Genomic DNA, 20,178 nt, shown 5'->3' on the forward strand with positions numbered 1-20,178 from the left:
TCTCGAACTTTCAGCTAGCTTTCAGCCGCTGCTCAGATTGCTTTTAGGCAGGATATGGGATACTGATTGTAGAAGTCGTGTACGAATGAATTTCTTGGGGGAGACGAGTGCAGATGCGTCAATTAAAAGGGATTAAAATATTACTCGTCGATGACGAGCCGCATATCTTAGAATTTCTAGAGCTAGGGCTAACGAACGAAGGCTTTGAAGTGATGACAGCACAGGATGGTATTAGTGCAATCACAGCTTGTAATAAATTTCAGCCGCATATCGCGATTCTGGATGTCATGATGCCGGGGATGGACGGTTTCGAGGTATGTCGCATGATTAAGAAGACGGACAATGTCGCGGTCATTATGCTAACAGCCAAAGATGAAATCGATGATCGGGTGAAGGGGCTCACGCTCGGAGCCGATGACTACATGATCAAACCGTTTAGCTTTGAGGAGCTGCTGGCGCGGATTTATGCGCGGATTCGCAACCATTTTCCAAACTTGTTCGGGGAAGTCGTTATTGGACCGCTCCGCATGGACGATCGCCGCAAAGAGATCAGCATGCATGATCGGATCTTGGAGCTATCGCCAACGGAATACGAGCTGCTTAAATTTATGGCCATCAATCACGGTCTCGTGCTGAGTAAGACGATGATTCTGGATAAAGTGTGGGGTTATGATTTTGGCGGTGAAGAGAATATTGTGGAAGTGTACATACGCTCCCTGCGTGACAAGTTAGGAGATAAGGAGCACAAGCTGATTCGCACCATTCGCGGGGCGGGGTATCGGATGGATTTGACATGAAGACGCGCGGCTGGTTCGCAGCTGTCTTCGAGACGAGATCTTTGAAGTTTCAAATTTTATCTCGCACGCTGCTAGTCATGTCTGCACTCTTGCTGTTGATCGGCGTGTTTCAATATGTATTCATGCAGCAGTTTATGTTTCAAAATAAAGCAGAGACGATCCGCAACCAGCTTGCAGCGCTGCCACCTAACGTGTGGCTTCGGGCTGAGCTAGGGGGAGATAAGAATACGAGCCCTTTCCTGCCAAGACAGGATTTCATGCGCAACAATCGGCAGGATAATTTCGGTGAAGGTCCGCGGATTTTCGTACCGGATTTAACGATTGCACTAATTGATGACAAAGGGACCTATAAACTCGTTTCCTCCCAAGATGAACAGTCGACGTTGGAGTTGGACAAAGAAGAATATGTGAGAATCCTGCAAAAGCGTACAAAGAAACAAGATCACCTGATCATGAAAGACAGCAAAGGGAACGAGCAATTAATTGTGTTTCATCAAATCGGGGGAGGAGAACCGGAACGTCCACGCGGCTATCAGGGGCTTATTCAAGCAAGCACAAGCACAGCGCCAATAAAGGATGTCCTTTTGAGGCAGCTGCTCACGTTCCTATTTCTATCGATGCTGGCGATGGTTATTGGACTGCTAGGATTCCTGCCTGTGCTGCGCCGGACGCTTGTGCCATTATCTAATTTGGTGGACACGGTGAAAAGTATTGATTCGGGTAATTTAAATGAACGATTCCCTGACCATCAAGGGCAGGCGGAGATGGATCGCTTAGCGACGTCCTTCAATAGCATGCTAGAGCGGTTGGAATTTTCATTTGAGGCGGAAAAAGAAGCGAAGGAGCAGATGCGGCGTTTTGCTGCGGATGCCTCGCATGAGCTTCGCACACCGCTGACCTCCATCCATGGCTTCTTGGAGGTACTGCTGCGCGGGGCGTATCAACAACCCGAACCGCTGTTGAAAGCTTTGAAAAGCATGCATGGTGAATCCGTCCGCATTAATAAATTAGTTGAGGACCTGCTGTTGTTGGCGCGGTTGGATCGAACGCCGTCTTTCCATAAGACGGAGGTGGACATGGACGATGTGCTTCATGAAATGGAGCATCAGCTGCGTCTGCTTGCAGGCGAGAGAGAGGTCACTTTCCTCTTGGAACCAGAGTCGCAGTGTCAATGCGATCCGGATAAAATCAAGCAGGTCATCCTTAACCTGTTCCACAACGCGGTTCAGCATACGCATCCCGAGACAGGTGAGGTAAAGGTCTCACTAACGAAAACGGACGCAGGTGTTGAGATCGCTGTACGCGATAATGGTCCAGGAATTGCGCCTGAGCATATCGCGCATCTGTTTGATCGGTTTTACCGCATCGACTCCTCGCGGGCAAGACGCAGCGGCGGAGCGGGCTTAGGCCTTTCGATTACGCGCTCCATCGTGGAGCTGCATGGCGGATCCATCCATGTGGAGAGCACCGTCGGTGAGGGAAGCGCGTTTATCGTACGGTTGCCGCGATAGGTAAGAGAAGAAGAGGTTGGCGCTGAGGCGTTGGCCTCTTTGGTTTGTTTGGCGCGGTGAGTGGGGAGATTGGGTGGCTAAAGAAGCCCAGAGTTGGGGGCGTAGCAGGTTCATGCCCGGTATGCAGCCTCGGCGGGGGCAATAGATGGATTTCATACAGTTAATTTGGATGAAAATCCTGTTTAGGAGCAAATAGATGGATTTCATGTAGCTAAATTCAGCCGAAATGGCTGATTTTACTGAAATCGTCAGAAATAGATGGAGGAAATCCAGTTAAACGTTGATATCTGGGGATTGTTCAGGAATTAACTGTATTTTTTACAGTTAGTGGTCGTGGAGGAGGGGGAATGGGAAGTGGAAGGAGTTTAGGATAGTAGTGAAGTGAAGTATTCGGACGCACAGTTATCGCCGCCCTACAAACTAGCTACTCTAACCCCGCGGACCCACCAACCGAGCATCCTAACGCAGACAGTTATTCCCTTCCACCTACAAACTAGCTAATTTAACTTATCCACCCACCAGCACAACACCAAAAGGCCAACCGTCGAACGGTTGGCCTTTGACATCAACAACTAAGAGATGAGCTTGCGGCTGCGCGGACGAAGTGCCCATGAGGCCATGACTAGCGCTAGAAACACAAGCGGTTGGGCAGCGAGAGCTAGGCCGTCGCCATTCAGAATATGCGAAGCAGCAGCTCCCGTGAGCTCGAAGAAAAAGCCAGCATATGCCCATTCTTTTAGTCGCGGAAAACGTGGGATCAGGATTGCGATGACGGCCATCAGTTTCCAGAAGCCCAGGATGGTTAAGATATACTCGGGATATCCGAGCCCGGTCAACGTCGTGATTTGCTGCTCACCATGGGTAATGAAGAAAAATCCGCCGATGACGAAACTTGCAGGTCCTAAGATGGTAGTTACCCAGTAAGCGATTAGCTTATTGCGCTCTTTACGGTAAGACATTAGACAGTATCCCCCTATCTATTTCGAAATTTGTGCTTATTTCATCCTTATTCTACCATGTAATAGACCAAAAGCGAACACCAGTACGCTAAAATGTATTATAATATTTTCCATGCCATTTTCAGCCAATTCTCAGATAGCTCTCAACCAACCTTCAGTTTACGCTCAGATGGGTTTCAGGTAAGGGGTCTATACTTGGTTTTGTAAGGGAAACACACACAAATTCAAAGATGAGGTGGAATACATTATGAAAAAAATCAGCAAAAAAATTCTCGCAGGTTCACTAGTAGCATCTTTTGTCATCGGAGTTGGCTTAGTAGGAGCCCTACATAATGAAGCGTTCGCAGATACAGTAGTAGGCAATTCCACAAGCACAGCGGCACCAAAAGCAGGACAGGGCGGCAAAGGCTTTAATGATAGAGGTCGTGGTCAAATGGGAGATCGCGGTGGCTTCCGTGGCGGCAACGTGATCAAAGAAACAGCAACGATTCTAGGCGTTGAAGAAAGTGTTGTGCAGGAAGCACTTAAAGCAGACAAAACTTTAGCAGCTTTGGCCGTTGAAAAAGGACTAACGAAGGAAGATTACTTGTCCAAGCTAGTTGCAGCTGAGACAGCTACGATTACAGCTGAAGTCACAGCTGGGAAGCTGACACAAGAGAAGGCAGACGAGATTATTAAAGGTCTTAGCGACCAGTTAACAAAGCAAATTGATAACACAGGCTTTAAAGGTGGTTTTCCAGGCGGCGGTAAAGGAGCAGGACAAATGGGAGATCGCGGTGGTTTCCGTGGCGGCAACGTGATCAAAGAAACAGCAACCATTTTAGGCGTTGAAGAAAGCGTTGTACAGGAAGCGCTGAAGGCTGATAAAACATTAGCAGCTTTTGCCCTTGAAAAAGGACTAACGAAGGAAGACTACTTATCCAAGCTTGTTGCAGCTGAGACAGCTACGATTACAGCTGAAGTAACCGCTGGCAAGCTGACACAAGAGAAGGCAGACGAGATTATTAAAGGTATTAGCGACCAGTTAACGAAGCAAATTGATAACACAGGCTTCAAAGGCGGGTTTCCAGGCGGCGGTAAAGGGGGCCCAGGAGGTCCTGGCGGATTTGGCCCAGGGCACTTCGGCAATCCGGAGGTCATCACGACAATTCTAGGGCTTACCCAAGATGAGTTGAGAACAGAGTTAGAATCGGGCAAATCCCTTGTGGATATCGCAACAGCGAAAGGGATTAGCGAAGATGATTTGATCAGCAAAATTAAAGACGGCATGACAGATTCGATCAAGAAGGCTGTAGAGGAAAAAGGTACGGCTCACCAGCGTCCTGAAGGCGGTCAAGGTCGTCCGGATCGCAACACTTCCAAGCAATCAGCAACACCAGCCCCGACAGCTGCCAACTAAGGGGATGTCATAGGAAGCTGCTCACTTTGTGAGCGGCTTTTTGTGCTTGTGCTTGAGGTGGAAGGTTAGATGCAATTTTGCTAGATAGGGAGCTGTTAAAGTAGCTAAGTCATAACAACTGGAAAACATACAGTTAATTTCGCATGAATTCCCGTTTTCATTCTACTAACTGTAAAAAGTACAGCTAATTTAGAGCTATTAGGCTAAGTAGGCTAGAAAGTGAAGAAATAGATGTATATTTTCCATCTAATCTCTGAATTTGTTGAAAAAAAGAAAATTAGATGGAGTTTTTCCAGTTAGTTGGGTGGCAGGGCGGACGAGTGGCAGTCTTGGTGTTAGTTGAGCGGCAAGGCGGACGAGTGGCAGTCTTGGTGTTAGTTGAGCGGCAAGGCGGACGAGTGGCAGTCTTGGTGTTAGTTGAGCGGCAGGGCGGATGAGTGGCAGTCTTGGTGTTAGTTGTGCGGAGGTGCGGACGAGTGGCAGTCTTGGTGTTAGTTGAGCGGCAAGGCGGACGAGTGGCAGTCTTGGTGTTAGTTGAGCGGCAGGGCGGACGAGTGGCAGTCTTGGTGTTAGTTGAGCGGCAGGGCGGATGAGTGGCAGTCTTGGTGTTAGTTGTGCGGTGGTGCGGACGGAGGGCAGTGTTGATGTCAGTTAGGCGGTGGCAATAGCAGCAGCATTTGTACTCGCAGCACTAGCGGTAGCAACAACAGCAGCCTTGACCTTTGTCTCAGTACTCGCCTCACCCTCAGTCTCAGCAGCTAAGGCGGCAAGTAACCCCTCCCCATTTTCAGCAAACACTCAGCTTTCGTTCAACCTACTTTCAGCTTACACTCAGACAGGTTTCAGTCGCCCCTAGTAGACTACATCTTGTGAAGATTGTACGACCTAGGCAACGAGTGTTTAGGTAAACCGTGAGAGGGGTTATGACGGATGAAAGTAGGCAGTAAAAAAAGGTGGCTCATTGTAGCCCTGGCGGCCATCCTGTGTGGGGCAGGTACATACTACTATGTACATAATAATACGAAGCCAGCTGCAACGGCAGCACAACAAACGACAATGAAAGTGACCAAGGGTGCCATTTCGATGGCTGTATCGGGTACCTCTCAATTGGACGCTAAGGATAAGCAAAACATCGTGATTCCGATCGAAGGGATCATCAAAACGATGAATCTAACCCAGAATCAAGCCGTCAAAAAAGGTGATGTGCTCGTCGAACTTTCTGTCCCGTCAACGGAAACGAATCTCAAGGAAGCGCAAGTGACTTTGGGGCAGCTGGAGAGTGATCTAGTTGAGCTAAAGTCTGAACAAGGAAATATGAGCGTATCCTCTCCGATGTCGGGCAAGATTACCTTGAATGCTAATTTTGATGTCGGCAGCCAAGTAAATAAAACGACGAAGATCGGTACGATTTCAGATACAACGCAGTTTAAGGTGAAACTGCCATTTTCACTGCAAGAAGCGGTGCAATTGAAAAAAGGTGACCCCGTGGAGTTGAGCGTGGATGGCTACTTGTTATCGAAGGTTGGTGCTGTCGATACCATTGGTCACGAGATTAGCGCTGACGCGAATGGGAATAAAGTGGTACTGGTCGATGTACTCGTCGATAACGACGGTACCCTTTCGGCAGGCTTGAAGGTCAAAGGCAGCATCGGCAGCGGCGCTACTAAGGTAGCTTCGTCAGATCAGGCTGCACTTGCCTATGTGCGCACGGCGTCCATTTTCTCCGAAGCCAGCGGAACGGTGAAAACGCTGAAATTCAAAGATGGGGATACGATTAAACAAGGCGATCTCATTGTGACCCTTTTTAACGACGACCTCCAAAAGAATATCGTCGCCAAACAATCTGCGATTGAAAGCCAGAAAATCCGTGTCAGCGATGCCCAACAAAAAGTCGATCAATTGACGATCAAGGCACCGTTTGATGGCGTGTTCTCAGCGGATTTTGCCAATAGTAAAAATAACGTCCTTCGGAATTACCCGGTTGGCGCGCAAATTAATGCGAACACAACGCTCGGTGCAGTGGCAAGCCTAAGCACGATGCAACTCGCAATTGCTGTGGATGAGCTTGATCTGACGAGTGTGAAAGTCGGACAAAAAGTTAACGTAAAAGTCGATGCGATTGCAGGGAAAACTTTTACAGGTGAAGTGACTTCTGTTTCCAATGTGGGGACAACGACGAATGGCGTGACCACCTATGATGCGGTTGTGGCGATTCCGAATACAGCACAGAACGATTTGAAATATGCGATGACGGCGACGGCCGAAATCCTCATCCAAGATAAGAAGGATATCCTCGTTCTACCGATCCAAGTGGTGACAACAACAAGAGGCAAGTCGACGGTTACGGTGAAGAAGGCCGATGGTACAACGGAAGAGCGGGAGTTAAAAGTAGGTATTCGAAGCAAAACGCAAGTTGAAGTGCTTGATGGGGTAAAAGAGGGCGAAGAGGTAGTCACGCCGGTTCGCAGAGCGACAACGACGACAAACCAGCAAGGGCAAGGCTTCCCAGGCGGAGGTGCCTTCCCAGGTGGTGCAGGTGGATTCCAAGGCGGTGCAGGTGGAGCTGGCGGCGGTGGATTCCAGGGTGGCGGTAATGCTGGCGGTGGCGGCGGCGGAGCGCGTCAGTAAGGAGCTAACCGTGCCCCTGAAAGGAGCGAATGGGATGAATATCATTGAGCTAAATGAGATCACGAAGAGTTATACCCGTGGTGCTGAGGAATTGCAGATTTTGCGCGGCATTACCTTGCATATTGCAGAAGGCGATTTTGTCGCCATTATCGGTCCCAGTGGATCGGGGAAATCGACGTTGATGAATACAATTGGGCTGCTGGACAGCCCGACGTCAGGTTCATACACATTGGATGGCGTAGCTACGGAGAAAATGTCAGACAACGGACTTGCTCAGCTGCGCAACCGGAAGATCGGTTTTATTTTTCAACAGTTTAACCTGTTGCCCAGGCTGACAGCGACGGAGAACGTCGAGCTCCCCATGATTTATGCAGGTATACCTGCGAAACAGCGGAGAGAACAAGCCAAACGCATGCTGGAGAAGCTAGGTATGGGTGAGCGTGGACATCACAAGCCAAGTGAGCTTTCAGGTGGACAGCAGCAGCGGGTAGCGATTGCGAGAGCGTTGGCCATTTCACCGTCGCTCATTCTGGCGGATGAACCGACAGGTGCCCTAGACTCGAGGACGGGCATTGAGGTACTCGCGTTGATCAAAGAGTTAAATCAGCAGGGCAATACGATTGTGTTGATCACCCATGATCATCACATTGCAGATAATGCGAAGCGCGTGGTGGCGCTGCGAGATGGCGAAATTGTCAGTGATACGCGCAATGATGCGTGGTCGGTTGAAGTGCCTAAGTTAGAGGAGGCGCATTCATGAGAATTTGGGAGCTTTTCCAAATGGCGATGAGCACGATTCGCTCGAATCCGTTACGAACGATTTTGACGATGCTAGGCGTTATTATCGGGGTTGCTTCGGTCATCACGCTCGTATCGATCGGTCAAGGAACATCCAAAGCCATCGAAAAGCAATATGAAGGACTGGGAACGAATCTCCTGACGGTCAATTTGATGGGGAACGGACGCGCCACACAGTTGAATTACGATGAATTCATGACTCTTGAGGGTACAGCAGGCATTTCGTCCATTGCACCCACAATGACACAGAATAGCTCCATTAAATTCGACCGCACAACGGAGAGCTACAATGTGATCGGAACGAATGACCGTTATTTGGAGCTGCAAAAGGGGAAGATGGCCAGCGGGCGTTTCCTCGCTCAGGCAGATTTGGATTTCCGTAATCACGTTGCGGTTATTGGGAGTGAAGTGGCTGCGAAGTTTTTTGGCAAGGAAGATCCGATCGACGAAGAAATTAATGTGAAAGGCTACATGTACACGATTATCGGTGTTCTTCAAACGAAGGGCTCCAATACGAGCGGAACCTCTTTGGATAGCTCTGTGTTGGTGCCGCTGCCGACGATGAGCCGGGATTTTAAGCTAGGAAACATCCGAACCGCCTATGTGGAAGCATCCTCTGGTGATCTCGTTAGCCGTGCACAATTAGCCGTAGAAGCTTACTTATATCAGAAGTTTAAAAGTACAACTGGATACAATATTTTGAACTCATCTGAGCTCATTAGCGCAAGACAAACGGCGTCTAGTACGCTGACCAACCAATTGGTTGCTGTTGCTGCGATTTCCCTGCTTGTAGGCGGGATCGGGATTATGAATATTATGCTCGTTACCGTGAGTGAGCGAACCAGGGAGATCGGGATTCGGAAGTCAATTGGGGCGAAGCGGAGAAATATTTTGCTGCAATTCCTAGTCGAAGCTACCTTGATTAGCGGGATGGGCGGTTTGATCGGTCTAGTGGTTGGAATCGCGTTATCATTGGCCTGGCCGTATATCAATCCAAGTCAAGAGACGAGTCTTTCCATCAACGTTGGGCTTTACGCATTCTTATTCTCAGCACTTGTTGGTGTCATTTTTGGTTTATATCCAGCGAATAAAGCATCGAAACTAAAACCTATCGACGCGCTGCGTTACGATTAGGCAACAGGAGGTTTATACCATGATTCGTCAACTAACATCGATTGGACGTAAATCCAAAAACACACTGAAACAAACAAGTCTGGCTGTGCTGCTGACAGGAAGCTTGCTGGCTGCCTCATGGGCAGTTCCAGGGTCATCAGTCGCACACGCCGCTTCAGAGGGCGTTTTTATCTCGAAGGATTCCTATTTTATGCTAAATAGAGCGGCACTTTCGTCTTCATCGCTGCAATTTTCCGTACTTTTTCATAATGGAGAAAATCAGACGCTTGATTTTAACAAGTATGGTGTACGTGTGACGGATGGTGCTGGACATAGTTACACGGCTAACTTGAGTGAGAAAAAGAGTGGCATCGTGACGGGCGGGCAAGAAGAAAGCTTCCGATTTTACGCAAATTTGCCAGCTGGTGTAGATGCGGCTGATTTGAAAGTGGATGTATTCCGCTGGGATTATAATAAATCTGATTTCATGAATCATCTCGGGGAGTTGCCGGTATCTTCTGTCATCCAAGAAGGGCAGCTGGAAGCGCCAGAAGAGATTATTAGCTTGCGTACATTAGATAGTACACTTGCAAGTGATGCGTCCCTTGCTTTTGGGCTAGGCCAGAGTGTTCGTGTAACAGAGAATGGCAAATGGTATATGTATACGCAAGTTGCAGCGAAGAACTTAGGCTCAAGCAGTGTGAAAATACCAGCAACATTGCTGGCTAGACTTGTGGATGCCAATGGTATGAAATACACGGCGACTATTGCGAGTGGTGCGGATACGGCTATTTTGCCTAATCAGTCCGATACATTGACGCTCAAAACGCTAATTTCCAAAGGCATGCCGACAAGCGGGCTAACGTTGGAATACTATTACCTCAATCAAAGTGAAGATGTTTCACTGGGAACCTTGGGTATGAATTCGTCGCTGAAAATGGTAGCTTTGGGCGTTAAAGAGAGCTATGCGGGGCAGCAGGATGGCGAGAACGTGACAGCGAAGGCAAGCTCGTCTACGTATTCTACACAGGCAGATGGCGTCCACGTTCAGACAGTAGTTACGCTCAGCAATGATGGGGACGTGGTCGCTCCTGTTCCTTCATTGGCCGCCTCCTACCAGTTCGGTGACTCTGGCTCATCCGTGTCATCGACAGATAATAGTACGCGCAGCGGCTTTTTAGCGCCGAAGGAGACGGCGACTTATTACTTTAATGCGACGTTGCCAACGGGCGTCGATCCCAATGCGGCACAGCTCGTGCTGTGGCAGAAAGCAGCGGCGAGCACGGGAAGCACGGGAAGCACGGCGGGGAGCGGGACAACTGGTAGCACGGGAAGTGGATCAACGACAGGTAGCAGTGGGGCGACGACGGGAACAACAGGATCTACAGGATCTACAGGAACGACAGGATCAACAGGTACAACAGGATCAACAGGATCAACAGGATCAACGACAACATCAGGACAACAGCCTGTGGCTGTGTTCCTGCTCAAAGGCGCGAGCGTAGCCCAAAACGGCTTTACCACAGCGGTAGACTATGAGCTTGGAAGCAAGCTTGCTCTGGGCAGCAGCGTTGTGAACGCGAATCTGGATGTATCGCTCATTGAGCTTCATACGCATGAGAATGACGATCTTGGCTACAAAACGGCGATTGCCAAATACAAAATCACAAACAACGGCACGAGCACGCTTGCGCTTCCTGAGTTGCAGAACGAGCTCATCGATAATAAAGGCAATGCATATACCGGCTCACGCCAAAGCGCGGCAGCCACGCAAATTACACCAGGAAGCTCCTATGTAGTAAGCTACTCCTACTTGCTGCCTAATAAGGAAACGACAGCGGATGATTCATTTGCGCTGAATGTGTACGATGATAAGTCCGTTTCTGAAGGAAATGTATCCGCAGGGACGTTCAAAGTGGCTCTGCAGGGAGAAGAAACTGGGGATACCATTGCGATCTATCCATTCTCGCTTAAAGTGAATGACAGCTCGATTGGCTGGACGTATAGTGGGGGTACCTATTCGTATGTTCTTCAACTAGACATGGATATTACGCATGAAGATCAAGTCATTATTGATTCTAATTTCTCCAAAATCCAATTTGAAATGGTCGACTCTCTCGGACGTATCGTTGGCACCCAAGATGCTTCATTAATGGGCACTGGCAAATTAACGAGCGGCAGCCAGCGAGTAACAATTTCTGGACTGAAAAACGAGCAAGTGAATAACGGCATCATCGTCAATATGTACGAGGTCATCAACACACCGAACGGAACGGCGAAGCGCCTTCTGAAGCAATTTAAGTAAAAGAGAAACAGCCCTACCCTGGAGTTGCCGGGGTGGGCTGTTTTTCTTTATTAGCCGATAAATACGAAAGCCGAAATGCCGGAACGAACTGTACGTGTACGGAAGATGACACCATCTTCATCAAAAGTTCTAAGAACTAGAGTACGTGAAGTAGGCGTGCCAATTGTACGGAATACGGCAGTTCCAAATGCATCAAAGCGAGCTGTTGCAAGGCGGGTTCCATTTAAAGTACGAGCCTCACAGAAAAAGCCAGAAGTGACGAAAGGAACACCGGCGTTATCTACCCAAAGAATAGTAAGTCGTCTAAGTGTTTGTGTAGGACCGAACTTTTTGCCCACAGGAATGCGCGTGTACGATTTACCAAACTTGCCAGAGTCTTTGAGAGTAGGGATGCTGCGTTTTGTGTTTTGCATGTAAGTTTCACCTCCTTCTCTCTATCTGCTTATAGTAGATGTCGAAGGAGGCATGCCCGTTAACTAGATTTACCTATGTAATAGAAAATGTGTGAATAGATTGTTAGTTTAGCAGATTCGAGGGTTGTGCGAATGAGCCCATGGTTAAACTTAAGAAGAGCGTTTATAATTTAACTTTCGTGAAAAAACAAGAGAGCAAGGCTATGAGATGTCCCGAAATCGCCCAAGATCAGAAGACGAGATTCTAGCCTTAAACTATATTGCTCGGTCGACTTTGAGGAAAGCTTTGACAACGGGCAGCATCAAGTACAATAAAGAAAGCCGGGTGCTGTTTATTGCAGAATATATCTAAAGCTAAGGAAGCACTTACGTTGCTAGGGAATGGGGATATGGGCACGGACCTCAAGTAGGGTCTGTGTCTTTTTATTTGGTTCTATTCAAACGTTGCTCGACCGAGTCGCTGGAGTGTCCTTACACGCGGATACGTCATAGATAATCGGTTTTTTGATGAGAGTATGCTTATGTAAGAGGGGTTCGTGATTAAATAAAGTTTAGTCTAGCGGATCCAGCATACCTTAATAATTTTCCCCGCGGTAATAGCGCTTAAGTTTTTCTTCCAAATGAACGAGCTGTGCTTCCTTTTCTTCAATATCTTGCAGCAACTTTTGTTTTTGATCTTCAATCAGTTTGATTCTCTCCGGCAGAGTTGAGGTTCCTTCGTTCACCTTATCATAATACTTTTTGATATCTTCTACACTCATCCCGGTTTCGCGCAGACATTTGATAAACACCAGCCAATTCAAATCACCATCTGTATAGAGACGGTTATTCTGCTCGCTTCGGGCGGCAGGTTTTAACAGTCCCTTTCGTTCGTAAAAGCGGATCGCTCCAATATTGATCCCGACTTCCTTTGCCACTTCTCCAATCGTTAGCATATGAACCCTCTTTTATTAAAAATTAATAGTTGACCTACACTAAGTGTAGCATAGTAACTTTGAAATCGTAAAAGAAAATCAAATTAGGGAAAGAAGGATAAGCATGAAAAAGACTGCTTTTGTAACTGGAGCAAATAAAGGAATCGGGTTTGAAATTGTTAAACAGTTAGGTGAAGCAGGATGGAAAGTCCTCCTTGGTGCACGCGATGCCGAACGGGGGAAAGCAGCCGTTTCTGAGTTAACTTCCAAAGGGTTAGACGTAGTATTTGTGCAAATCGACATGGGTGACTTAAAGAGCATCGAACAAGCAACTGATACGATCGACAAGAATTATTCAGATTTGAAACTCCTGATCAATAACGCTGGTATGCCTGGCGCTTTCTCCCGTTCTTTCATGGATACCAAAGAGGAAGATCTACGGAATGCATTCGAAGTTAACTTTTTCGGAACTTTCCGTTTGAACCAACGCTTATTCCCGTTAATCAAAGATAACGAAGGCACCATTGTCAATGTATCCACGGATATGGCCTCTCTGGATCATATGCAAAATGCTGAAAGAACTTTAAACGCGTTCGATTATAACTCATCTAAAACGGCTAACAATGCCATGACACTTTCAATGGCTTATGAAGTCAAAAACAGCAGAGCTCAAGTATTCGCTGTAACACCTGGATTCACCACAACAGACCTTAATGGCAATTCCGCAGGTGGAAAATCGAAAGAAGCCGCCGCTGCGATTATAGTGAGTTATGCGACAGATGGCAAACGTCATAACGCCGAATTCTTGGATGAGAAGGGCGTTTATGCCTGGTAACAAGGAACTCCTGATAAGAAAAACTCTTGCCGCGTATGTTGCGGACAAGTGTTTTTTTGAATACCATGACGAGGCTACTTGTATGATTAGGTATGCAATGCGTATTGATATGTCGAAGCGTTACCCCTATAGCGGTTTATCAGGCTGAACCCACATATCCCCGGCCCAAGTATGAATATGATACCACCGTTCACCTTGCGAATTGGTCCATCGTTCGAATGCATCTACAGTTTGAGCTGATAACACCCCAAAGGTTGGGAAAGGCATTGTTGGAAATAGATAGAGCCTGACATCCTTCAATAGAGTGAGCCGTTCATTGATTGTTTCAGACCCTACAGGCTCAGCAAATTCAGGCTGAATCCAAAAAATATTGCCATCCTGAGACCGAACATGGTAGACGCCATTCTGTGTTTTTTCCAAGGCAAATACTTTCTGTGGAGGAATCAGCTTAGCATCTGAGGGACGTTGCAGACGATTTGATGTATCATAGTCTTCCATGTACAAGGTTTCGGTCGGGAGATCCATCTCCTGATTCACAATCTCCATATCTAGTAACATTTGAGGCTGAGAGACAACCCACATATCTCCCAGCCAAGAAGTCTCAATGCGATAAGAGTTGGTTAAGTACGATGCAGGCGATTCAAATATGGCATTCGCATGAACCGTTTGCGGGGCGAGTACAGCATCCGTTCTCGTTGATAAAGATGGTTGCGTATAAAGATAGGAGTCCCACAGCAATGCAATGTTCGTATCAAGCTGCTTGAGGATGCCAATTTTGTCATAATCCAGGTGCATCCAGAGATCACCGGCCCATGTGGTCTTAATTTTAATCCATACCTTTTCCCCGCGCTGTTTGGTGTACCAAGCTTGCTCTGCATCAACGGTAGTCACATCTTGAGGAGTAAGTGCAGCAAATGGTTTGCGCGATTCGTCTGTTGTGGAGTAAAGCGGCGTCTGCTCGAGTAAGGTGATGACCGGTGGGATTTTAGGCGGAATAAATTCTTTGTGCGGTGGTGGCGCAGCAGTTGCCTGCAAAGTGCTAATAACAGTGAACAACATCATGACAAAGACGAGGGCAATGACATTCCTGATTCGTGTTTTGAATTGCATATACTGTTTTCACCTCAATTACCTAATGTTGTAAATATAGACTCGGTAAAGAGCTAAATTGTTGCGAAAGTATCGAATTTTTTCGTTACAACAAGAACAGGAATATACATAAAAGAAAAAGCCAGCCCTTTGGATGCACCGAAGGACTGACTTTCCATTATTCATAAACGTCTGTAGCCGCGTGGGAGTCGGCCGGTATTGTTGATGATGCGAATCTGAGCAGCCGTTAGGCGTTGGTTCGTAGAAATGAGCGATTCCACATCGTTGCCTCGAATTAAATCATCCAAGTCTCTTAAGCTCCGACTGCCTCTGTACACAATGTATCTGCCTCCGAAATTCCGCTGGCTAAATACAATTAATGTTGCATTCGGACTAGTTGAGAAAAATCGTAAACTTTCGATGCCATCAAAGATAGACTCTAAATTGGTAATACCAAGGTTACCTCTGTAAGTCTGACGTGCTCCAAAGAAGTTTTCTTCCGAGTACACCGTCAAGCGTGGATAAGTCACTAGCGCGTTTACTTGTAGCATTACTATCATTCCTCCTTTTTATTAACTATATGAAAGGATGGAAGAAGTAGATTGGATGAATAACTGCTAGATTAGCCTCTTTTTACACGAGGAATCTCAGCAAGAAGAGACCCTCCCATTACAGGAGGGTCTCTTTCCATGTAAATAGTTCGGATATTTCGACTTAAATGAGCCTCGTCGGCTCTGAAGCGAGCTTTAATCCGATTTTACCGAACTAAATAGCCGATAATTGTGATGACAGGTAATTAAGGGCATTTTAAGTGGGCAAATTCGGACTATAGCTGCTAAACACAGGCAACGGTCACAATTAAGTGGGGAATGTCGGACTAAAGCTCCTAAATGCCACGAACAATAAGAATTAAGCTGGGCAGCGCTACTTCACATCATACCCCTTCGCGATGGATGGCTCGATCCATCGCTTTTCGGTATGCTCGCGGCGCAGTATGACGACGCGTTCAGGGTAGACGTCGACGACGAGGCTCTGGCTGAGCAACTGCGTCTCGGGCTCGTTCTTAGCGCTCCACACCTCGCGGATGGAGGCGCTGGAAGCGGCAAGAAACTTCAGCTGCTTTACTTGGCTGGTCGTTTCAACGTTCCAGTGGGTGTGCCCACTGAACAAAATGACGTTCGGGTGCGCGTCAAGCAGCGCACGCAGTTCCTTGTGCTGGACGACGCCCAGCTCCGTATCTGTACCATCCAGCGTGCTTGGCAGCGGCTGATGGAGGAACACGAACACGGGCTTGCTGGCATCCGCCGAGCTCGCCGCCGTGAGCCGCTCGCTCAGCCAGCTGAGCTGCGTGGGAGAGAGGTACGCATCCTCGTTGACGGATGCGTCCACGTCTCTATACGCTTCCCCGCTAAGGAACAGGAAGCGGTAGCCCTCCACGACAAGCTCGTGATAAGGCTTGTCGTACCCCATCATGCGTTCGAATAACGCGACCGCATCACGGCTTGTCCACGAAGTGTTTATCTTCGTGTAATCCATCTTGCCATCCGGCGAGCGGTACATGCCGTAGTACTCGTGGTTGCCCATGGTTGCCTGCACAGGGGCATGAGGCTGGCGGCTGAGCAGCCCCAGCAAGCTGCGATAATCGCTCTCGCTGCCATTCGTGAGATCGCCATTCAGGACAAGCAACTTGCTGTCTGGGCGCAGCTCATGGTGATCGGCGAGCGCTTGCCGCAGCAGCAGCTGGGAAGCCGAGTCCGACGACAGGATATGAACGTCGCTCATTACCGAGAAGGAAAACAACGGTGCAGCTGTTTTCGGCTCTGCCTGTGCAGCAGCTGTTTTCGGTTCTACCTGCGCAGCAGCGGGTTGTATCTCTGTTTGAGCACTGGCGGTTTGCGATTCATCTTGTGGAGCAACTGTTTGCAGCTCATTTTGTGCTAGAACAGGTTGTGAATCCTCATGTGCATTAGTGGTTTGCGGTGACATTTCTACAGGAGCATGCTGTGATGCGCGAGTAGACTTGATGCCTCCCCCAACAGGGTTAATCAACGCCAACCCCAACAAAACCACCAAACTACTCCGTATGATAGATAGAAACATAAGAAACCCTACCTTCCAATAAGTGTGTCGTCATGCGCTTTTTCTTTTCTATGTCTTTAACCAGCTCTTCTTGTATTCAACCATTTCTTGTCCTATTATCTTGGCCTCGCGCGGCTCTCACCTCACGCCCTACTGGTATTCCCCTGCAAAAAAGAATTTATTTAACTACCCAATTTTTGTAATTCGCTTGACTTCAATGTTATTTGGTTGTATGGTTAATTACATGAGTAACTAACCAATGTAGTGACGAAAGCGGTGGTGAGAATTGTGGGATTTATGATGGATGATAGCCGCCCTATTTTTGTACAAATCGCAGAGCAGATTGAGGATGACATAATCGAATCACGCATGCTGGAAGAATCGCAGGTTCCTTCTACGAATCAATTTGCAGCCTTTTATCAGATCAATCCGGCAACGGCAGCGAAGGGTGTTAACCTGCTAGTGGATCAAGGAATTTTATACAAGAAGCGTGGAATTGGCATGTTTGTAGCAGAGGGAGCGAGGGCGAAGCTGATGGAGAAGCGGAAAGAACTCTTTTATGAGCAATATGTCGTGACAATGGTGAGAGAAGCGGAGAAACTCGGCATAACCGTAGAGCAATTGACAGAAATGGTGCGGAGAGGGGAGAAAGCGTAATGACGAACGTTGTTGACGTAAAAGGATTGACGAAGGCGTATGGTAAAGTGACGGCTGTGGACCATGTAAGCTTTACAATTGAACCTAACAAAATTTACGGCCTACTCGGCAGAAATGGCGCAGGCAAAACGACTATCATGCATATGATCTCCGCCCAGCAGTTTGCGACTAGCGGGGAGCTTAAGGTGTTTGGCGAGGAGCCTTTTGAGAATAGCCGGGTGCTCAATCAGATTTGTTTTATTAAAGAGAGCCAGAAATATCCGGATACGTTTCGCATTATAGATGTAATGGCAGTGGCCAAATCGTTATACCCGAACTGGGACGACGCTTATGCCAACTCCTTAATTGAAGATTTCCGGCTTCCGATCAAAAGGAAAATAAAAAAACTGTCCCGAGGCATGCTGTCCTCCGTTGGGATTGTTGTGGGACTCGCAAGCCGCGCGCCATTGACGATTTTCGATGAGCCCTATCTCGGTTTGGATGCAGTTGCGCGAGTACTTTTCTATGATCGATTGCTGGAAGACTACGCAGAGTATCCGCGCACCGTTATCCTTTCCACGCATCTAATTGATGAAGTGAGTCGTATGTTAGAGCATGTGCTCGTGATCGATAACGGGAAATTGATTCTGAATGAAGACGCCGATGCGCTTCGCGGCAGAGCTTGTAAGGTTTCTGGCTTGAAATCAGCGGTTGACGCTTTTACACGTGGGAAAGAAGTGCTGGAACGAACGGCGATTGGTTCTGCTGCAACAGCAACGATTATCGGTGCGCTTTCACTGCAAGATCGCAAATACGCTGAAGAATTAGGACTCGAGTTCGCACCAGTTTCCATTCAGCAGCTCATTGTTCATCTGACACGCACGCAAGTGACGGGAAAGGGGTCTGAGTCCTTATGAATCGAGTCAAGCAAGTTGTAAAGATGCATCTGAGGAACAAGTTCACGTGGTTTTTGGTTCCATGGGCCATCCTGGCCGCTAATTTTCTAATCAATGCAATAATTGCTTCCTCATTAAATGATGGTGAAGTTGTGAATACAGGTGCGATTGCGTCTATCTTTGTCTACACATTTATAGCAGGCACGATTACGCTCAAAGAAACGTTCCCATTCGCCATCGGTCTTAGTATTCGGAGAAAGGATTATTTCTTCGGTACAGCATTGACTGTCCTGTTGGTGAATACGATTTCAGGGATGGCAATAACCATACTTTCGGCCATTGAGCATGCAACGAATGGATGGAATGTGAATTTGCATCTTTTTGAAATTAAGTTTCTAGGCGATCTACCGTTCATCGGTATACTAGGGATTAATATCATCCTGTTAATAAATTTGTACTTCATTGGATTTACCATTTCGAGCTTGCATCGCCGATTTGGCAGCATGTCCATGTACATCTTTTTTACAGCGGCGCTATTGATAGGGACGATTACGTCCTATACGATGACGCATTTCGGGCTATGGGTTGAAGTGGCCCATTGGGTAGCCAATAACTATATGGACTTGTTCTGGTGGATGATCCCGATGGTAGGCGTCTACATGATCATCTCCTATGGATTGCTTCGCAAAGCAGCTGTATAAAGCACAAAAAAAGAGCCTCAGAAGAATCACTTCTGTAGGCTCTTTGCTTATCCTATTAAGCTGTTATATTCGCCAGGTAATCATCCAATTGTTTGAATGTTCCGCCGAATCCTTGCTCCATGGAGCCTTTCATCGAAGCGTAGAATTGAATTTCTTCTTCTGTCGCGTTGATCGGGCCGCCTTTCATGGTGATAATGGTATGACCGTCTTCTTCGGTCATCGTTAATTCAGTTATGATTTCTAATGGGAAAACAGAGCTGAACGGGGCACGAATGATATTCCCATCGCTATCTGCAAACGAAGTGACATAAACCAATTTCGTAGGAGCTTCTACTTCGCGGTAGGAGAATCTTCCGAACATTTCGAAGCCCTCAGGGCTCTTCATTCCATAATGGAATATGCCCCCTGGACGAACGTCCAAAGCTTTCACCGTCAGCTCCATCCCTGTCGGCCCCCACCATGCTGCCAAATGCTCCGGCTGTGTCCATACGCTGTATACAAGCTCAAGCGGTGCTTTCACGATACGCGTAATCTCCAGTTGAACATCAGTACCATTCCCTGTCATTTCAAAAGCATTTTGTTTCATCATTACCACGCCTCCATAGTATAAAATGTGTTATCTTGCGACCGACTATTCATCAGTCGGGCTTCGATTCTTTGGCTTGCAGCACCTGTAAATAGGCTTCCATGCGATCGAATTGTGTTTCCCATAGGCGCCGAAAGGAACCTAGCCAGTTCTCAATGTCCTGAAGGGACTGCGGCCGCAGTTTATAGACCCTTCGATTGGCTATGGGTTGTACATCTACAAGTCCTGCTTCACTAAGTACACGCAGATGCTTGGAAACTTGCGGCTGACTTAAGCCGAGCCGTTGGGCAATCTCCCCTACAGTTAGGGGGCCGTCTCGCAGAAGCTCAACCATGTGCAAGCGATGTGGTTCGGCAAGAGCACTGAATATCGTATTCATGTATTGAATATAACTCCAATGGAATATTCCTGTCAAGGCATATTTGGATGGGGAAATGGTTCAACGGAACTTATCTTTTTGCTTTGGATATCATCCATAGGTTTACTATCGTAAACAGAATAGGGGGGGGAATATACAAG

Annotated in this window: 19 protein-coding genes; 11 read left to right on the top strand and 8 right to left on the bottom strand. The window is 47.5% G+C overall.

What is annotated here, in order from left to right; all coding sequences use genetic code 11:
• The first annotated feature begins 113 nt into the window (after positions 1-113).
• The gene (locus HQN88_RS26235; RefSeq protein WP_056610663.1) at positions 114-797 is read left to right on the top strand and encodes a response regulator transcription factor; all 684 of its coding nucleotides are present in this window, start codon (positions 114-116) and stop codon (positions 795-797) included.
• Positions 794-2,308, top strand: coding sequence for a sensor histidine kinase (locus HQN88_RS26240; protein ID WP_173118105.1), 1,515 nt, complete (start codon positions 794-796; stop codon positions 2,306-2,308). Before HQN88_RS26235 ends, HQN88_RS26240 begins: the two co-directional genes overlap by 4 nt.
• 572 nt (positions 2,309-2,880) lie before the next feature.
• On the opposite strand, the gene HQN88_RS26245 is transcribed toward HQN88_RS26240, so the two are convergent.
• Positions 2,881-3,267 (bottom strand): DoxX family protein, encoded by a 387-nt coding sequence (locus tag HQN88_RS26245; RefSeq protein WP_173118107.1) that lies wholly within the window; start codon positions 3,265-3,267, stop codon positions 2,881-2,883.
• Between the two features lie 247 nt (positions 3,268-3,514).
• Between HQN88_RS26245 and HQN88_RS26250 the strand changes: the two genes are divergently transcribed.
• The 5 genes from HQN88_RS26250 (at position 3,515) to HQN88_RS26270 (ending at position 11,510) form a co-directional block, all read left to right on the top strand.
• Positions 3,515-4,666 carry a hypothetical protein gene (locus HQN88_RS26250; protein WP_173118109.1) on the top strand — a complete coding sequence of 384 codons (1,152 nt, stop codon included), beginning with the start codon at positions 3,515-3,517 and terminating at the stop codon, positions 4,664-4,666.
• A 930-nt stretch (positions 4,667-5,596) separates the two neighbouring features.
• On the top strand, positions 5,597-7,294 hold the full coding sequence (locus HQN88_RS26255; RefSeq protein WP_173118111.1) for a permuted SH3 domain-containing protein: 1,698 nt from the start codon (positions 5,597-5,599) through the stop codon (positions 7,292-7,294).
• Positions 7,295-7,328: 34 nt separating this feature from the next.
• Positions 7,329-8,054 (top strand): ABC transporter ATP-binding protein, encoded by a 726-nt coding sequence (locus HQN88_RS26260; RefSeq protein ID WP_216855837.1) that lies wholly within the window; start codon positions 7,329-7,331, stop codon positions 8,052-8,054.
• On the top strand, positions 8,051-9,226 hold the full coding sequence (locus tag HQN88_RS26265) for an ABC transporter permease (protein WP_173118114.1): 1,176 nt from the start codon (positions 8,051-8,053) through the stop codon (positions 9,224-9,226). Before HQN88_RS26260 ends, HQN88_RS26265 begins: the two co-directional genes overlap by 4 nt.
• A gap of 19 nt (positions 9,227-9,245) precedes the next feature.
• Positions 9,246-11,510, top strand: a complete 2,265-nt coding sequence (locus tag HQN88_RS26270) for a hypothetical protein (protein ID WP_173118116.1) — start codon at positions 9,246-9,248, stop codon at positions 11,508-11,510.
• Positions 11,511-11,560: 50 nt separating this feature from the next.
• Here the strand turns inward: HQN88_RS26270 and HQN88_RS26275 are convergent, their stop codons facing one another.
• Together HQN88_RS26275 and HQN88_RS26280 are read right to left on the bottom strand one after the other, a co-directional pair.
• The gene (locus tag HQN88_RS26275) at positions 11,561-11,923 is read right to left on the bottom strand and encodes a hypothetical protein (RefSeq protein WP_173118118.1); all 363 of its coding nucleotides are present in this window, start codon (positions 11,921-11,923) and stop codon (positions 11,561-11,563) included.
• A gap of 575 nt (positions 11,924-12,498) precedes the next feature.
• Positions 12,499-12,858 (bottom strand): MerR family transcriptional regulator, encoded by a 360-nt coding sequence (locus HQN88_RS26280; protein ID WP_173118120.1) that lies wholly within the window; start codon positions 12,856-12,858, stop codon positions 12,499-12,501.
• A 103-nt stretch (positions 12,859-12,961) separates the two neighbouring features.
• Here HQN88_RS26280 and HQN88_RS26285 point away from each other — a divergent pair, with 103 nt between their 5' ends.
• Positions 12,962-13,672 carry an SDR family NAD(P)-dependent oxidoreductase gene (locus HQN88_RS26285; protein ID WP_173118122.1) on the top strand — a complete coding sequence of 237 codons (711 nt, stop codon included), beginning with the start codon at positions 12,962-12,964 and terminating at the stop codon, positions 13,670-13,672.
• Positions 13,673-13,798: 126 nt separating this feature from the next.
• Here the strand turns inward: HQN88_RS26285 and HQN88_RS26290 are convergent, their stop codons facing one another.
• From HQN88_RS26290 to HQN88_RS26300, 3 genes are all read right to left on the bottom strand, one after another.
• The gene (locus HQN88_RS26290) at positions 13,799-14,782 is read right to left on the bottom strand and encodes a hypothetical protein (protein WP_173118024.1); all 984 of its coding nucleotides are present in this window, start codon (positions 14,780-14,782) and stop codon (positions 13,799-13,801) included.
• Positions 14,783-14,943: 161 nt separating this feature from the next.
• Positions 14,944-15,312, bottom strand: a complete 369-nt coding sequence (locus HQN88_RS26295) for a hypothetical protein (RefSeq protein ID WP_173118124.1) — start codon at positions 15,310-15,312, stop codon at positions 14,944-14,946.
• Positions 15,313-15,685: 373 nt separating this feature from the next.
• Positions 15,686-16,816 carry a metallophosphoesterase family protein gene (locus tag HQN88_RS26300; RefSeq protein WP_173118125.1) on the bottom strand — a complete coding sequence of 377 codons (1,131 nt, stop codon included), beginning with the start codon at positions 16,814-16,816 and terminating at the stop codon, positions 15,686-15,688.
• Positions 16,817-17,137: 321 nt separating this feature from the next.
• On the opposite strand from HQN88_RS26300, the gene HQN88_RS26305 reads away from it, so the two are divergent.
• The 3 genes from HQN88_RS26305 to HQN88_RS26315 are packed head-to-tail and all read left to right on the top strand — an operon-like array spanning position 17,138 to position 19,073.
• Complete coding sequence (locus HQN88_RS26305) at positions 17,138-17,497, top strand: GntR family transcriptional regulator (RefSeq protein ID WP_216855838.1); 360 nt, start codon at positions 17,138-17,140, stop codon at positions 17,495-17,497.
• Positions 17,497-18,393, top strand: a complete 897-nt coding sequence (locus tag HQN88_RS26310) for an ABC transporter ATP-binding protein (RefSeq protein ID WP_173118127.1) — start codon at positions 17,497-17,499, stop codon at positions 18,391-18,393. The genes HQN88_RS26305 and HQN88_RS26310 overlap by 1 nt, the downstream gene beginning before the upstream one ends.
• Positions 18,390-19,073: a hypothetical protein gene (locus tag HQN88_RS26315; protein WP_173118129.1), complete on the top strand. Its 684-nt coding sequence runs from the start codon at positions 18,390-18,392 to the stop codon at positions 19,071-19,073. The genes HQN88_RS26310 and HQN88_RS26315 overlap by 4 nt, the downstream gene beginning before the upstream one ends.
• A gap of 55 nt (positions 19,074-19,128) precedes the next feature.
• On the opposite strand, the gene HQN88_RS26320 is transcribed toward HQN88_RS26315, so the two are convergent.
• Both HQN88_RS26320 and HQN88_RS26325 read right to left on the bottom strand, forming a co-directional pair.
• Positions 19,129-19,662 (bottom strand): SRPBCC family protein, encoded by a 534-nt coding sequence (locus tag HQN88_RS26320; RefSeq protein ID WP_246320470.1) that lies wholly within the window; start codon positions 19,660-19,662, stop codon positions 19,129-19,131.
• A 49-nt stretch (positions 19,663-19,711) separates the two neighbouring features.
• A complete protein-coding gene (locus tag HQN88_RS26325) occupies positions 19,712-20,038 on the bottom strand; it encodes an ArsR/SmtB family transcription factor (protein WP_173118131.1) in 327 nt (108 codons plus the stop codon).
• Positions 20,039-20,178 lie beyond the last annotated feature (140 nt).

This window comes from Paenibacillus qinlingensis, from assembly GCF_013204845.1.
GTDB lineage: Bacteria > Bacillota > Bacilli > Paenibacillales > NBRC-103111 > Paenibacillus_E > Paenibacillus_E qinlingensis.